The organism is Pseudoalteromonas undina, from assembly GCF_000238275.3.
Lineage (GTDB): Bacteria > Pseudomonadota > Gammaproteobacteria > Enterobacterales > Alteromonadaceae > Pseudoalteromonas > Pseudoalteromonas undina.
The window spans coordinates 294,481-310,181 of record NZ_AHCF03000004.1; the positions used below are offsets into that span (position 1 = coordinate 294,481).

Consider the following 15,701-nt stretch of genomic DNA (forward strand, 5'->3'; position numbering starts at 1 on the left):
TGCTTTACAGAGTAATCCACTACTAAGGTATACCAAAAGAGCATTGTGTTTTGTAGTTAATTTAGGTAATGTGACATAAACGTTTCAAGGATGAATTTTATGTTAAATAAGAAGTGTGCATTTATCAAAACAACGTTTAAATCTTCTGCTTATGCAGCTAGCTACACTACTGTTTTAAATACGTTAAATGTATTGTTTAAAGATATTAAAATGGATGATGCGCTTCCTAAAATTGGGCAACGAGATAATGTTGAGTTGTTCCTCATCGATGGTGCTGATAAAGATTGGCACTCATTGATCCCTGCCGAATTAATTTGTTTAGCTAAGCAACATAAGGTGATTTTATTTAATGTTGAATCAAGTGCTGTATGTGAGAAAAACTTATTATTAAACCACTTCAATGGTGTTTTTTATAGCTCAGATGCTGCAGAGGATATTTTTAAAGCGCTTGTAAGAATAACCGATGGCGAGCTATGGTTTACTCGTAAAGTGATTTCTGGTGCATTCAAAGATATATTAAATGCAGCCTCATCTCACAATTTATTGCACGACGACATAGTACTTAGTAAATCGGATTACGAAAACTTAACTAAACGCGAAAAATCGGTAATTCAATTAATAGCGCAGGGTGCGAGTAACGATAAAATAGCGAACAAACTCAATATTAGTGATCACACAGTGAAAACCCACCTTTATAGTGCGTTTAAAAAGACTCAATCGCGTAACCGTATAGAGCTTGCAAATTGGGCACAGCGCTATATTTCGGTATTACTTCCATTAGATAATTAAATGAAAAGGCTATATGTATAGCCTTTTATTTTTTAAGCTTGTTTTTTAGCCCAAAGTCCTCGATCTATGCCTTTAGTAATTAAATCAGTAAGCGCTTTTTCTATGGCTTGTGTCACGCAAATACTCATAGGTTCGTTATCACTAAATCCAGCTTCGGCTTCGGCTAAACGTTTGTAACTAACATATCTAAAGAAGCCTGCTCGCATTTCTTGGCTCAATACTTTTTTGCTGGTGGCTACTGATAACAGTACTTGCCCAGTTCTTACATCGACTGCGCGCAAATAAATTGAGATTGCATCTTCACGATATAGCTCAGAGGCACCAATACCAAAGTATTCCATCCCTAATCCGCCAGTTTTTACATTGGTATCGTAGCTAATAATGCCACCTTCTAAAATAATTTTAGCGGTGGTTAATGGCGGTAGCTCGCCTTGACTAGGGTTAGTCGCTTGTGCCGCTCTAATAATTTTTCGTTCAGTCAAAATATTTTGCAAACCCTCACGTTCAACCGGCGTAAACCAGTCAGACTCATGTAATGCTTGCACTAGAATAGAGTTTGCACCTTGAGTGACGGCCGTTGAAAACGAGCTAACATTAGTCTGTGGTTTATATTGACCGGTTTGATCGCGAAATGAATAAACCGAAACTGGAATGCTACCCGCAGGTTTAGGTAAGCTTTTTAAATCAGAAAAAACATCTGTTGGCTCTAACGTTACCGCACTTTGTTTTGACGGAGGAATTAAATTACCCATAGTAGAGCAACCACTAAGAGAAAGAGCGATTGTTATTATAATTACTTTATACATTATCCAAACCTCGGAACTTCAATGATCACCACAGAGTCATCAATTATGTTTGTTATTTTTACAGTGATTGTGTCGGTTGTGCTGGTGATGACTTCTATTTGATAATCACCACTCATAAATATAGAGTCTTGGTTAAAAATACTGTCTTCAATATTTTCGCCAAAGGCCATATCTGTTATTTCTCTAACCATACGGTTTAAGTATGTTCGCTCTAATGAGTCTTGAAATTGCTCAGCGTATCCTTTTTCGACAACCGGTGCTCTATGTTTATTTTGTGCTTGTGCCTTACTAAGTAACATATTGGCATTGAGTGGATTACCGCCAAAGCTCGGGTTAATAGGGGTATAAATAATTTCAGTAGCGGAGACTGAAAAGCTTAAAGTTGTTATTATTGTTAATGCTATTTTTTTCATTTTTACCATCCATTTAATGCCATATCAGGAGAGGAGACTTTCATATTGGAACGCGCCATGGCGTCTATAACTGTGTAAACAGCTTGTTCTACACGTTCATCAAGTGGCTCTAGTCTTCGCCCTAAGTATGTTGCATAAACAACTTGATTATTCATTATTAAGGTTAATTTCGTACCTGCTTTTGGAATGACGGTTTCTTTAATCTCTATATTAAAGCCAGCGGTAGAGGGGAGATCTCGCCAGTAATTAGAAAATTCGTAATAAAACTGATGACCAAAGCGACTAATACTACGATCGAGCAATAAACCATCTATCTCTAGGTCATCAGCAGCCGTTACCACTGGTGAACAAAAGAGTAAAACGGCAAGTAAGTAGGTGTGTTTTGTTTTTATCATAAAGAAAAAAGGGAGAGTCAATCTCCCTCTCATTTATCAATTACATTTGTGTAATTGTTGTTGTATTGCCATCACCCAATTGAGTAACAGAAACAGTGCTATTAAAACCAATAACAGCGCCTTCAACAATATTATCATTACCAGTTTGAGTAACATTAAATGCTACATTTTCACCACCGAGTAAAAATGCTGAATCATCAGTTCCAATAACCCAGTTTCCAATACCTTCTTGTGAAATATCAACGCTATGACCATTTCCTTCAACCATCATATCCACAAGGTTGATGTCGCCATTTTGGGCAATATCAATTTGGTTTGAGTTACTATCTAAGATACCAGCAAGAGTTACGATTGCCTCGTTCTGATTACCAGTTTGGTTAATATCGATATCATTATTGTTAGATGTTAATGCCATATTCGGGTAAGAAGACTGAACTAAAATTGCATTCTCATCACCGGCTTGAGTTAGATTAACGTCATTGTCTGAGCCATTAAAGTTAGCTAAATGCGCTGAATTTAAATTTCCCATTTGATTAATATCAAATTCGTTATTTGAGCCTAATACACCCATGTATGCTTCGTTAGATGCACCATTTTGGTTTGCTTTTAACTCATTATTGTCACCAATAAGTTCTGCAGTAACCATGTTCTCAGTATCAACTTGGGTAATTTCAACTTCATTACCTTGGCCTTCGAACAAAGCCGAATCGGCTACGTTATCAGTACCTTCTTGGTCGATATCAATGCTGTTTTCACTGCCGACTACATCAGTGAAGGCAACCGCATTTGTATTACCTTCTTGCTCAACGAGAATTTCATTAACATCACCTGAAATATTATTAAAAGTGACCGCATTTCTGTCACCTTCTTGCACAACATCAATTTCGTTATCATTGCCTTGTAGCGAAGTAACTTTAAATGTGTTCCAGAAGCCCGCTTGGCTAAGGTATATTAAATTATCATCACCGGTTAGCATTGATACTTCGGCTTCACTCCATTCACCGCTTTGAAAAGCAGTAATTTCATTGGCATTGCCTTGCATGTCCATGTTGTAAAACCAATGTCCACCAGAGCCTTGCTCTACTTCAACGTAGTTATCATCGCCAGTTACAATATTAATAGCTTCGTTGTTAACTAAAAAGCCTTGACCGTTTTGGCTAACGTAAACATTATTATTATTACCTGTAACCTCTGTTAATGCGCCATTTGCAGTACCATCTTGAAAATAGGCTTGATCGTTATTGTCGCCAACGGTCGTTACTTTAGTGTAATTGCCAAACTGTAATTGGGTGACTTCATTTGTATTGTTTTCACCAACGGTTTCTACAATCATGGTGTTACTGTCACCGTCTTGCATGAGCACCGCAGTATTATTGTTAAGGACTTGCTCTAAAGTAATTGAGTTTGAATCACTTTGAATTGAAACTTGTGCGCTTAAAGGTGAGGTCGATACATTTTTATCTGCCGTGTTGGCGTGAACAGCAAAGCTTGATCCCATTGCTATTGCAATAGCACAGCTAAGAATTGACTTATTTAGTCTCATTATTATTCTCCTTGAAATACAAAATTAAACACCTTGATTATTTATTGAGTTTTAATAAGGTGTTTGTCGTTACAGCATGCCGTGCTGTGATAATGTGTGATTAACTTTTTTATTCTTAAACGTAAGGTGCTTTTTAATTATGAAAGTAGAAACCGGCTTTTTGTACTTAATAAGTAAATTTACCGTTACCTAATTCATAACTGCTCAATCACTGTATTCTTCAATGAACTTATTTTGAATCATCTTTTTTAATGGTATTTAAAGTGCTTTATTTTCAATGTCTTGAAGTGTTATTTTGGGGTTTAATTAAATTTACAGTAAAATCTAGTAAAAAATAATGGGTTAATGGCATGTTAAAGTTTATGGGGTTTGCTCATTAAAATGGATGTTTTTTATGTTTTTATCGCTATATTTCTAGTTAAAAATGATGGTTTTGTACCTTGTTTTGCTTTTTTTACTTGAGTTAGTCGTTATTTAGCCGTTTTCTTAAAGCTTGCCACGTGATTTCTTAAATTCTTAGACGTAAATTTTCTACTTAGTAAAGCTAAGTTAACTTTATTACGGATAAAATGATGAAAACAAAATTATCTATTATTACACTTGCACTTTTACCTTGTTTAGCTGCAGCTAAATTACCTGATGCTAACAGTACAACTCAAAAAGTAACCGCGAGCAGTGACTCGATTATTGTTAAATATAAAAAGAATGCTTCGCCAGAAATGCGTAAGCAAGCTCGTTCGTTAGTTAAAGCAAAAATATCAGATTTAAACAGCGATGAAGTTGATGATAACTTCACTTCGTTATTTTCTGGTCGCCTTGCTAAATTTAAAATATCTGGAATGAGTGCTAAAGAAGCTATTGAGCGCTTAAAATCTCATCAAGCCATTGAGTATGTTGAGCCTGACTATCGTGTGAGCATTGCAGCAACACCAAACGATCCTCGCTTTGAAGATTTATGGGGCTTAAATAATGAAGGCCAAACTGGTGGCACTGCTGATGCTGATATTGATGCACCAGAAGCATGGTCAATTTCAACTGGTAGCCGTGATGTTGTTGTAGGTGTTATTGATACCGGTGTAGATTATAGTCATCCTGATTTAGCTGCGAATGTGTGGGTAAATAGCGGTGAAATTGCTGGCGATGGTATCGATAATGATGGTAACGGTTATGTTGATGACGTGCACGGTATTAACGCGATTACCGATGCTGGCGACCCAATGGATGACGAAGGCCACGGTACACATGTATCAGGTACAATTGGTGCCAGTGGTAACAATGGTGTGGGAATTGTAGGTGTAAACCATGATGTATCTATTGCAGGTTGTAAGTTTTTAGCTGCAGATGGTACAGGTTCTACATCTGGCGCTATTAAATGTATTGACTACATGGTAGGCCTTAAAAACTCAGGTGTTAACCTTCGTGTATTAAACAATAGCTGGGGCGGTGGTGGTTATAGCCAAGCACTTGCTGATGCGATTACTGCCAGTGAAGAAGCTGATATTTTATTTGTAGCTGCTGCTGGTAATGATGCGGTAGACAACGATGTAAACCCTCATTACCCATCTAATTATGAAAATGATAATGTATTATCTATTGCAAGCACAGATAGTCGCGACAATATGTCTGGTTTTTCACAATGGGGTTTAACCAGTGTTGATATGGGCGCGCCAGGTAGTGCGATTTTATCAACCATTCCTGGTGGCGGCTATGCAAGTTACTCTGGTACATCAATGGCAACGCCACATGTAGCCGGTGCTGCTGCACTTGTACTGTCAGTTAATCCTGATTTAACAACACTAGAGCTTAAAGAATTACTTATGTCTAGTGGTGATGCTAATGCGGCATTAAATGGTAAAACGGTTGCAGGTACACGCCTAAATATAAACCAAGCACTGATTGATGCTGATCCAACTCCTGGGTTTAAATTATCTGTATCGCCTGTTTCTCAGCAAGCAACTGTAGGTGATACAGTCACTTATACCTTTACGATTGGTTCAATTGCACAATGGGATGGCGATGTTTCACTGGCTTTGGCTGCTGATCTTGCTGATGCATCACTAAGCGCAACTACTGCTCGTCCAGGTGATGAAGTTGTACTTACAGTGGCAACTAATAGCGAAACTCAGTGGGGGAATTATGACTTTACTGTAACCGCGACAACAGACGAGCAAGTTAAAGAGCAAACAGTAAGCTTAATGTTGCAACCTGCAGGTTTGAATGACTTTACTTACACTAGTGATGAAAGTGTTGCGATTCCAGATAATTCTCCGGAAGGTGCAAGCTCTGTCATAACAGTGGCCGATGATTTAACTATTTTTGGTACCACTGCTGATGTAGACATTTCGCATACTTGGTCAGGTGATTTAGTACTTACACTTATTTCAGCGCAAGGTAATGAAGTGACACTGCAAAGCAATGAGGGCGGTAGTCAAGATGATATTGTTAAAGCATTTACTTCAAGTGCATTTAACGGGGAAGTTGCAACAGGTGATTGGACACTTCATGTTGAAGATACTGCAGGCTCAGATACCGGCACAATAAATGGTTGGTCACTTACATTTAGTGCTATTGGTGAAGTAAGCCCACAACCTCCTCGCGCTGGTTTTGATGTTGATACGCAAGGCCTTACAGCCACATTTGTAGATACAAGTCGTGATGCAAATGATGATATTTCACAGTGGAGCTGGGACTTTGGTGACGGTGCAACTTCAACTGATGCAAACCCTGTTCATGCCTACGCTGAATCAGGTAGTTATGAAGTTGAACTAACTGTAACAGATAGTGAAAACAACTCAGATACATTCACACAAACAGTTGTTGTAAGTGATGTTGAAATTGAGTTGAGTCTAAAACGCGCTAATAAGTCACGTCTTGATACTATGCGTGTAGAGTTAAACTGGGAAGAAGTGGGTGCTGAGTCACTTAGCTTATACCGAAATGGTGAACTAGTAGGCACCGTATCAGACAATGGTCGTTACCGTGACTACGTTCGTAACGCAACATTACCTGCATACGACTATCAGTTATGTGTTTCTGAAAACGTATGCTCGAATATTATTACGGTTTCATTTAATTAAACAGAACATACATTCCTAATGTAAACCAAGCCCAGTTTTCTGGGCTTTTTTATGCTCGATTGATAAGTGTCATTTATTTGAGCTTAGTATATGAATGGATTTTTATACGTATAAATAACTAGTCTTATATTATTAATTAGTTAATTAATACTTTTTTTGTTCATTAATTGCACTTTATTTACTTGATATTTACTTTGTTCATGCTAGTTTCATAAATGGAAACTGACAATAGCATTTCTTAACACACTAAGCGGAGGAGCAAATGAGCTCACGGAAAATAATAAAAAATGCCTTCAAATTAAGTGCCTTACCTCTAAGTGCATTTAGTTTAAATGTATACGCATCAACTGATTGCAGTACATTAACGGCATGGGAGTTAGGGCAAACTCATACAGCAGGAAGCCAAGTTAAGGCACAAAATAATGCCTATGAAGCCAAGTGGTGGACACAAGCCAATCCTTTGGAGAATGCAGGTCAATATCAAGACTGGTTACTTTTGGATGTATGTGACAGCGCTGTCAATGATAATCAATCGCCTATAATTACTGAGATAACACCTGGGAATGGTTCTTTATTTAACGATAAAGACAGCGTTGTCATTTTGGCGCAAGCAACTGATTCAGATGGCTCGGTTGCAGGTGTGGAGTTTTTTATAGACGGTACTTCAATTGCGGTTGATAACACTGCGCCGTTTAGTGTTAACTGGCAAGCTATTGCGGGCGAACATCAAATTAGTGCTGTAGCAACAGACGATGAAGGAGCGATGTCTGCTGAAGTTGTTAATACGATAAGTGTAAGTGATTCAGTGATTGTTGACCCTGTTAATCAAGCACCAGTTGCCGCTATTTCATTTAGCACGCTACCGGATAAACTGGTTGTTGGTTCGCAGGTGGTGTTTGCACTTTCTGGAACTGATGGTGATGGCCAAGTAACTGCTCTGAGCTTTGCAGCAAACGGGGTGGATGTTCATCAATCAAGCTCACCAGCGAGCAGTTTTGCATGGCAAGCAACGGCACTTGGTCAGGCAACTTTCACCCTAACGGTGACAGATAACGACGGTGCAACAGCGCAAGTAACAAAAGTATTAACGGTTGTTGATGAAAATACCGGCCCAGTTACGGGCACTGACTGTCGTCCCCAAGGTTTATATCAAACTCCCGGTGTAAACACGCCTTACTGTACGATTTATGACGCTGATGGCCGTGAGATCATGGGCCCAGATCATCCACGCCGTGTAATTGGATACTTTACTAGCTGGCGTAATGGCGCTAATGGTCAACCCAGTTATTTAGTGAACGATATTCCGTGGGATAAAATCACCCACATCAACTATGCATTTGCCCATGTTGATGCAAACAACAAAGTATCTATTGGCGATCCTACTTCAGTAAATAACCCTGCCACTAATATGGAATGGCCGGGCGTAGTTGGCGCTGAAATGGACCCAGAGTTTAACTACAAAGGTCACTTTAACCTGTTAAACAAATACAAAAAACAACACCCAGATGTAAAAACACTCATATCTGTGGGCGGTTGGGCTGAAACCGGTGGTTACTTTGATGAAACAGGCCGTGTTGCAAGCGGTGGTTTTTACACCATGACCACCAATGCTGATGGTTCAGTTAACCATGCAGGTATCAATGCATTTGCACAAAGTGCAGTTGAGTTTATTGAAAAATATGGCTTTGATGGGGTTGATATTGATTACGAATACCCATCATCAATGAATGACTCAGGCCACCCTGATGACTTCCCAATTTCTAATGCACGTCGTGGTGGTTTAAATGCCTCATACCAAGTGCTAATGAAAAAAGTACGTGAAGAGCTAGACCGTGCAGGTGAAGCTGCGGGTAAGCATTATTTACTCACGATTGCATCGCCTTCTTCAGGTTATTTACTGCGCGGTATGGAAACCTTCCAAGCGGTTCAATACCTTGATTATGTAAATATCATGTCTTATGACTTACATGGCGCATGGAACTCGCACGTAGGTCACAACGCGGCATTATTTGATACTGGGTTAGACTCAGAGCTTGCGCAATGGAATGTATACGGCACCAAAGAGTTTGAAGGTATTGGCTATTTAAATACTGATTGGGCAGTGCGTTACTTCCGTGGTGCGATGTCAGCGGGTCGAATCAATATTGGTTTACCTTATTACACCCGTGGTTTTAAGGATGTATCAGGCGGAACAAACGGTTTATGGGGCCAAGCGGCACTACCAAACCAAGCTGATTGTGCTAAAGGTACCGGCGTAGGTGAGAAAAACAAATGCGGTAATGGTGCACTAGGTATCGATAACCTTTGGCATGATAAGAACGATGCAGGCCAAGAAATGCCAGCTGGTTCAAACCCATTATGGCATGTTAAAAACCTTGAAAACGGTATTGTTGGCTCGTATTTAGGCGTGTATGGCTTAACACCTGATACAGACGCTGATGACCGCTTAACGGGTACTTATACTCGTCACTATGACAGCGTTGCCGTTGCACCTTGGTTATGGAACGCAGATAAAAAAGTATTCCTCTCGATAGAAGATGAAGAGTCGATGGCAACAAAAGTTGATTACGTTATCAACAATGGTCTTGGCGGTATCATGTTCTGGGAGCTGGCAGGTGACTTTGACTATGACTCAGCCAAAGGCGAGTACTTCATGGGTTCTACGTTAACTTCATTAGCATACGATAAGTTTAATCAAAGCGGTGTTGCATATGATGTGCATGGCGGAAATCCAAACTTCACAGTGCCTGCTGAAGCCGTAGATATCACATTTACAGCAAAAGACTTCCCAATTGGTGATGATAATTACCCAATCAGCCCAACGTTTGCATTTACTAATAACTCAAGTCTTGATTTAAGTGGTGCAAAAATCTCATTTGATGTGCCGGTATCAACTTCCGCTATTTTTAAATCTAACTGGAATGCACAAGAAAAACTGGGCATGGCTGTAGAAGTAAATGGCTCGAACGCAGCCGGTAACAACATTGGTGGTTATGAGAACGAGTTTCACCGTTTCTCAATCACATTAAACAATGAGTGGGGTGGTCAGCCAAAAGACTTTAGCGCTGGTGCAACTGTGAATGCACAAGTGATGTACTACATGCCAATCACTGGGCCTAGCAACTTTACCATTGAAAAAGATGGAAAAACTTACGCATTCAAAGCTGAATACCCAATGCTACCAGATGCAACACCAGGTGATGGTACGGGCAATCCGGATAACGGAGGAGGTGATCCTGTAGGTGTGTGTGAAGGAGTTGATATAGCCTCGATACCTGTTTATCCAAACTTTCCTCAAACTGACTGGGCGGGCAACCCAAGCCATGCTGCTGGCGGCGATCTAATGGTGCATAACAATGCAGTGTACAAAGCCAAATGGTGGACAACCTCTGAGCCGGGTGTAACAGCTGATTGGAGTTTAAGTTGTAGCCTGTAATTTACAAAACAATGAGGGGTAGGCCTGAGCTTGCCCCATGTATTGAGTCTTATAAAGGATAAAATAATGGCATCAATTAAACTTAACACGATTACGCTATCTGCAATTACCAGTGGTTTACTATTCAGTACACTAGCACCGCAAGTGCAAGCACATGGTTATATGGATAGCCCTAAAGCGCGCCAAGCAATTTGTCAGGTTGATGGCGGGTACTGGTGGCCTGAAGACGGCACAAATATTCCTAACCTTGCGTGTCGAGCCGCATATTTAGAATCGGGCACGGTGCAGTTTGTACAAGCGATTGAATTTTCGGTTAATACTCCTGACTATTTAAATCAAACTGCAGTTGAGGCCAATGTACCAAACGGCACTTTATGTGCTGGTGGCGATACAGCCAAACGGGGTATGGATTTACCATCACCACATTGGCAGCGCAGCGATGTAGTGCCCAATGCCAATGGTGATATTCAAATACGTTACCTTGCATCAACCCCGCACAACCCAAGCTTTTGGCAGTTTTACATTACCAAGCCAAGCTTCAATAGCGCAACTGACGTACTAACCTGGCAAGACTTACAGCTAGTGCAAGAGCACGACAACATTGAGGTTGTTAAAAACCCTGATGGTAAACGCTACTACGAAATGAGTGTTGCAATTCCGCAAGACCGTAGCGGCGAGGCCATTTTATATAGCCGTTGGCAACGTAATGATGTGGTTGGTGAAGGCTTTTATAACTGTAGCGACATCAACATAGTAAATGACGCAGGCCCGACAGATCCAAACTCGTGGACTAGCGTCGGTTATTTTGTTCGCCAAGGGCAAAATGCCATTGCAGGCGACATCGTATGGGCGCGATTATTTGACGAAACAGGCCAAGAGGTAATCAACCAACAGCTTAAAATCAATGCCGACAATCAAGCAAATTGGCAACAAGCATTGGCTGAACAACTTAACCTTGATTACGCGCATTTAGTGCAAATTGGGGTGCAAAACCAAGCGGGCGGCATTACGTTTGATGCAACCGACGTACTGATAAACCAAGTGTATAGCAGCGATGCAAATTATACCTATGCCTTGAGTATGCAAGGTGCGCCAACAAACACCGCACCCATTGTACACACCCCAGATAACCTAGTAGTTGATGAAAACACCACAACAGCAATTCATCTGCATGCCTTTGATGATGAGCAAAGTGAGCTAACTTACAGCTGGACAGTACCTACACCGCTAAGCTTTACAGGCTCTAGTGCCAACATCAACTTAACCACTGCAGAGGTATCAGCAAACACCGATTACACCATTGCAGTATCTGTATCGGATGGTCAATTAAGTACCCAAACCAGTTTTAGTGTCACGGTTAACGATGTACCTGTGGTCGATCCGGTTGACCCTGTTGATCCAACAGTACCTGAATGGGACAGCACTCAGATCTATCAAGCAAACGATAAAGCCCGTTTTGCTAACGTGATTTACACCGCTAAATGGTGGAACAAAGGCCAACAACCAGATACCTCAGCGGCATGGGAATCAGCCTCGAAAGCTGACACAGCAGCCACTTGGAATACCAGCAAAGCCTACCAAGTTGGCGCAGAAGTAACGTATCAAGGACAGCGCTATCGCGCTAAATGGTGGACTCAGGGCGATACGCCAGGGCAAGCCAATGTATGGACCAAACTTTAATAAAGCCTAAGTTTTGCAGTTCAAACTTATTAAATAATTACATAAATAATGGATAAGAGAGACCTATGAATATCAAACAACTAAGCGCAGCCATCGGTGTTGCTTTATTTGCAAGTACAGCATCTGCTGCACCGTCTACACCAAGCATTAATTGGGAACCACAGCAATATTCGTTTGTTGAGGTAGACCTTGAGGGAAACGGCTCTTATAAGCAGCTAGTTACCCGTGTTGAACAAGTTAATATCAACATTCAGTGGAGTGCATGGAGTGGTGATGGTGGCGATAGCTACAAAGTGTACTTTGATGACATGCTAGTGAATGAGGGCACGCTTGCTGCTGGCTCTAAAAGTGGCACTATCACATTCCCTTATGATAAAGCGGGCCGCCATACAATGTATGTTGAGCTATGTGAAGGTGGCACAACCTGTGCGCGTAGTGCAGGCAAACCAATTGTAATTGCTGACACCGACGGCGGACACCTAGCACCACTGCCGATGGATGTAGACCCAAATAACCGTGACATTGGTATCAAACAAGGTTTAGTTACAGGCGCTTACTTTGTTGAGTGGGGTATTTATGGCCGTGATTACGATGTAACAAATATGCCAGCACAAAATCTGAGCCATATTTTGTATGGCTTTATTCCAATTTGTGGTGAAAACGCATCGTTATCGGGTGGTCCTAAACGTGCACTTGAAACCGCTTGTGCCGGCTCTGCAGATTACGAAGTGGTTATTCACGACCCATGGGCAGCAGTACAAAAAGCACTGCCAGGGGTTGATGCAAAAGATCCTATCCGTGGTACTTACTCTCAGCTAATGGCGCTTAAACAGCGTTACCCAGATATTAAAATTTTACCATCTGTAGGTGGTTGGACGTTATCAGACCCATTCGGTGGCTTTACCAATAAAGCTAACCGCGACATCTTCGTTGCCTCAATGGAAGAATTTTTAAGAACATGGAAATTTTATGATGGTGTAGATATTGACTGGGAATTCCCAGGTGGTGACGGCCCCAACCCAGACATTGGCGATCCAATCAACGATGGCCCAGCCTATGTGGCGCTAATGCAAGAGCTACGCGCTATGCTTGATAAACTAGAAGCAGAAACAGGTCGTACTTACGAGTTAACCTCAGCCATTGGTGCAGGTTACGATAAAATTGAAGATGTAGACTACCAAGCAGCTAGCCAGTATATGGATTACATTTTTGCCATGACCTATGACTTTTATGGTGCATGGAGTAACGTAACCGGACACCAAACAGCACTTTACTGTGGCGAACATATGAGTGTTGGTCAATGTAATGGTACCGGGCTTGATGAAAATGGCGAACCTCGTAAAGGCCCTGCTTATACCACCGATAATGCAGTGCAGCTGTTACTTGCGCAAAATGTACCATCGAAAAAAATCGTCGTGGGCACAGCTATGTATGGTCGTGGTTGGGAAGGTGTTTACCCGCAAAATGCAGCGATTGATGGTAACCCAATGACCGCCCCTGGTAATGGCCCGTTAAAGGGCTCTACGGCACAAGGCGTATGGGAAGATGGGGTTATTGATTACAAGGGCGTTAAAGCCAATATGATTGGTGCTGCGGGCACCGGTATTAATGGTTTTGAAGTGGGTTATGATGAGCAAGCACAAGCCGCTTATGTATGGAATCGTTCAACCGGTAAACTAATTACTTATGATAGCCGTAAGTCAGTACTGGCGAAGGGAGCGTATGTTAATCAGTATAATTTAGGTGGTTTATTTGCATGGGAAATAGATGCGGATAATGGTGATATTCTTAATGCTATGCATGATGGTTTAGGGGGCGTAGTTGCTCCGCCAACAAATAAAAAGCCAGTTGTTTCTGTGTCTTCATCAGTGTCTGTTAATTCAGGCGAGAGTATTACAGTAACAGCTTCTGCAACTGATGCAGATAACGATCCACTTAGCTTTAGCTGGAATGCTGATAGCGCACTGGTGGTATCTGGACAAAATAGTGCATCATTAGTCATTACAGCGCCAACAGTGACTGCAGATACACAGTATGTGGCAACTGTTGCTGTATCAGATGGTCAAGCAACTGTTAATCGTGATGTTGTTGTTAATGTTATTGCGCCAACATCAGGAGGCGAAAACACAGCACCGAGCGTTGATGCTATCGCTAATATCAGCGTTGAAGAGGGCGCATCAGCAAGTGTAGCTGTAGTGGCTAATGATGCTCAAAACGACGCCCTTTCGTATACGTGGACAGTACCAGCAGGCTTAACATTAGTGGGCAGTGATGCAAATGTAACTATTGAGGCTGGCGCTGTAGATACCGATACAGACTTCACAGTGTCTGTTGCAGTCAGTGATGGCGCATTAACCACAACGCAAAGCTTTAGCGTAACAGTTATAAACGTTGATACTACAAATCCACCTACAGGAAGCTGGGATGCGAGTGTTGCATACGTTGGTGGTGATGTCGTTACTTATAACGGCGTTGAATATAAAGCAAAGTGGTGGACTCAAGGCGAGCGTCCTGATTTAGGTGGTGCATGGGAAGCAACAACACAACCTACAGATGGTACGGGTGTCGCAGTTTGGCAGCCAACGGCTATTTATAACAGTGGTGATGAAGTTTCTTATCAAGGTAATAAGTACCAAGCTAAATGGTGGACTCAAGGGAACGAACCTGGCTCAACCGATGTATGGTTAGCACTTTAATTTTAACCTGAGAATTTGGGTTTTAAAAAATCATGTAAATTACAAAAGCAGCTTTCGAGCTGCTTTTTTTTGTTAACGACTATTACGAGGGATTAAAACAACGCTTTAGAGCTAATTATTAAGCCGTTTACATCAGCATATACCCAATCACCGGTATTAATTGTGGTGTTTAACATATTAACCGGGTGATCTTTAGCACCTAAACCGCGCTTAGTGGTGCAGCGCGGTGTTGCGCCTAGCGCCATTACAGGTAAATCAAGTGTGGCAAGAATTTCAATATCGCGACAGCAACCATTAATAATTATGCCCTGCCAGCCATTTTTTAGTGCGCGCTCTGCAATCATATCGCCAATAAAGGCAAAACGTTTACTGGCAAAACCATCAACAATCAATACTTTTCCCTCACCGTTTTCATGCAGTATGTTACCAGCAAATGAGTTGTCGTCAGGGCAGGTGACGGTCACTACTTGACCATAAAAGTGAGTTTTATTACCAAAGTGTTGCAAGCCACTGTCAGCAACTTGCACATGGTCGCGATGTTCATCGTATAAATCGGGCGTAGTAAACGGTGTCATTGAGGGCATCCTTGTTTTTTGGCAAAGCCATGTAGGGCAAAGGCAGTAAATTTAAAGTAGTAATAATGTTTATCGTAGGCTAATTAATCACTCAGGTGTAGCTATTATTGCAAATTGGCGTATAGATTTTAGTCGCAATATAAGTACTTTTAACGTTTTTTAATGCTGTTTTTATGAGTAACTTAAGCTTTTACTTAGTTTTATTTTTTCGAATAAATTTCATTTTGTAAGCGCATTAGCCAAACGTCTCATTGTTGCGTGGTTTTTCATATGCTACGTTCAATTGTTATT

The 15,701-nt window shown here is 41.1% G+C and carries 10 protein-coding genes; 5 read left to right on the forward strand and 5 right to left on the reverse strand.

Translation table 11 applies throughout. The features are described 5' to 3' along the window. The first annotated feature begins 99 nt into the window (after window positions 1-99). A complete protein-coding gene (locus tag PUND_RS16340) occupies window positions 100-789 on the forward strand; it encodes a response regulator transcription factor (RefSeq protein WP_010389322.1) in 690 nt (229 codons plus the stop codon). A 32-nt stretch (window positions 790-821) separates the two neighbouring features. Here the strand turns inward: PUND_RS16340 and PUND_RS16345 are convergent, their stop codons facing one another. From PUND_RS16345 to PUND_RS16360, 4 genes are read right to left on the reverse strand one after another with little or no spacing between them, the layout of a single operon-like run. Next, window positions 822-1,595, reverse strand: coding sequence for a CsgG/HfaB family protein (locus tag PUND_RS16345; RefSeq protein WP_010389319.1), 774 nt, complete (start codon window positions 1,593-1,595; stop codon window positions 822-824). Then, window positions 1,595-2,017 (reverse strand): curli assembly protein CsgF, encoded by a 423-nt coding sequence (locus tag PUND_RS16350; protein ID WP_010389317.1) that lies wholly within the window; start codon window positions 2,015-2,017, stop codon window positions 1,595-1,597. Before PUND_RS16350 ends, PUND_RS16345 begins: the two co-directional genes overlap by 1 nt. Then, window positions 2,011-2,403: a curli production assembly/transport protein CsgE gene (locus PUND_RS16355; protein ID WP_010389316.1), complete on the reverse strand. Its 393-nt coding sequence runs from the start codon at window positions 2,401-2,403 to the stop codon at window positions 2,011-2,013. The genes PUND_RS16350 and PUND_RS16355 overlap by 7 nt, the downstream gene beginning before the upstream one ends. A gap of 40 nt (window positions 2,404-2,443) precedes the next feature. Next, the gene (locus tag PUND_RS16360; RefSeq protein WP_010389315.1) at window positions 2,444-3,946 is read right to left on the reverse strand and encodes a curlin; all 1,503 of its coding nucleotides are present in this window, start codon (window positions 3,944-3,946) and stop codon (window positions 2,444-2,446) included. A gap of 572 nt (window positions 3,947-4,518) precedes the next feature. On the opposite strand from PUND_RS16360, the gene PUND_RS16365 reads away from it, so the two are divergent. The 4 genes from PUND_RS16365 (at window position 4,519) to PUND_RS16380 (ending at window position 14,835) form a co-directional block, all read left to right on the forward strand. Next, the gene (locus PUND_RS16365) at window positions 4,519-7,023 is read left to right on the forward strand and encodes a S8 family serine peptidase (protein WP_010389314.1); all 2,505 of its coding nucleotides are present in this window, start codon (window positions 4,519-4,521) and stop codon (window positions 7,021-7,023) included. 262 nt (window positions 7,024-7,285) lie between these two features. Further along, window positions 7,286-10,459, forward strand: coding sequence for a glycosyl hydrolase family 18 protein (locus PUND_RS16370; RefSeq protein WP_010389313.1), 3,174 nt, complete (start codon window positions 7,286-7,288; stop codon window positions 10,457-10,459). Window positions 10,460-10,525: 66 nt separating this feature from the next. Continuing rightward, complete coding sequence (locus PUND_RS16375; protein WP_010389311.1) at window positions 10,526-12,139, forward strand: lytic polysaccharide monooxygenase; 1,614 nt, start codon at window positions 10,526-10,528, stop codon at window positions 12,137-12,139. A 65-nt stretch (window positions 12,140-12,204) separates the two neighbouring features. After that, window positions 12,205-14,835, forward strand: coding sequence for a glycosyl hydrolase family 18 protein (locus tag PUND_RS16380; RefSeq protein ID WP_010389310.1), 2,631 nt, complete (start codon window positions 12,205-12,207; stop codon window positions 14,833-14,835). Between the two features lie 92 nt (window positions 14,836-14,927). Here PUND_RS16380 and PUND_RS16385 read toward each other — a convergent pair whose 3' ends face one another. Beyond that, window positions 14,928-15,410: a putative 4-hydroxy-4-methyl-2-oxoglutarate aldolase gene (locus PUND_RS16385; RefSeq protein WP_010389309.1), complete on the reverse strand. Its 483-nt coding sequence runs from the start codon at window positions 15,408-15,410 to the stop codon at window positions 14,928-14,930. Window positions 15,411-15,701: the final 291 nt, after the last annotated feature.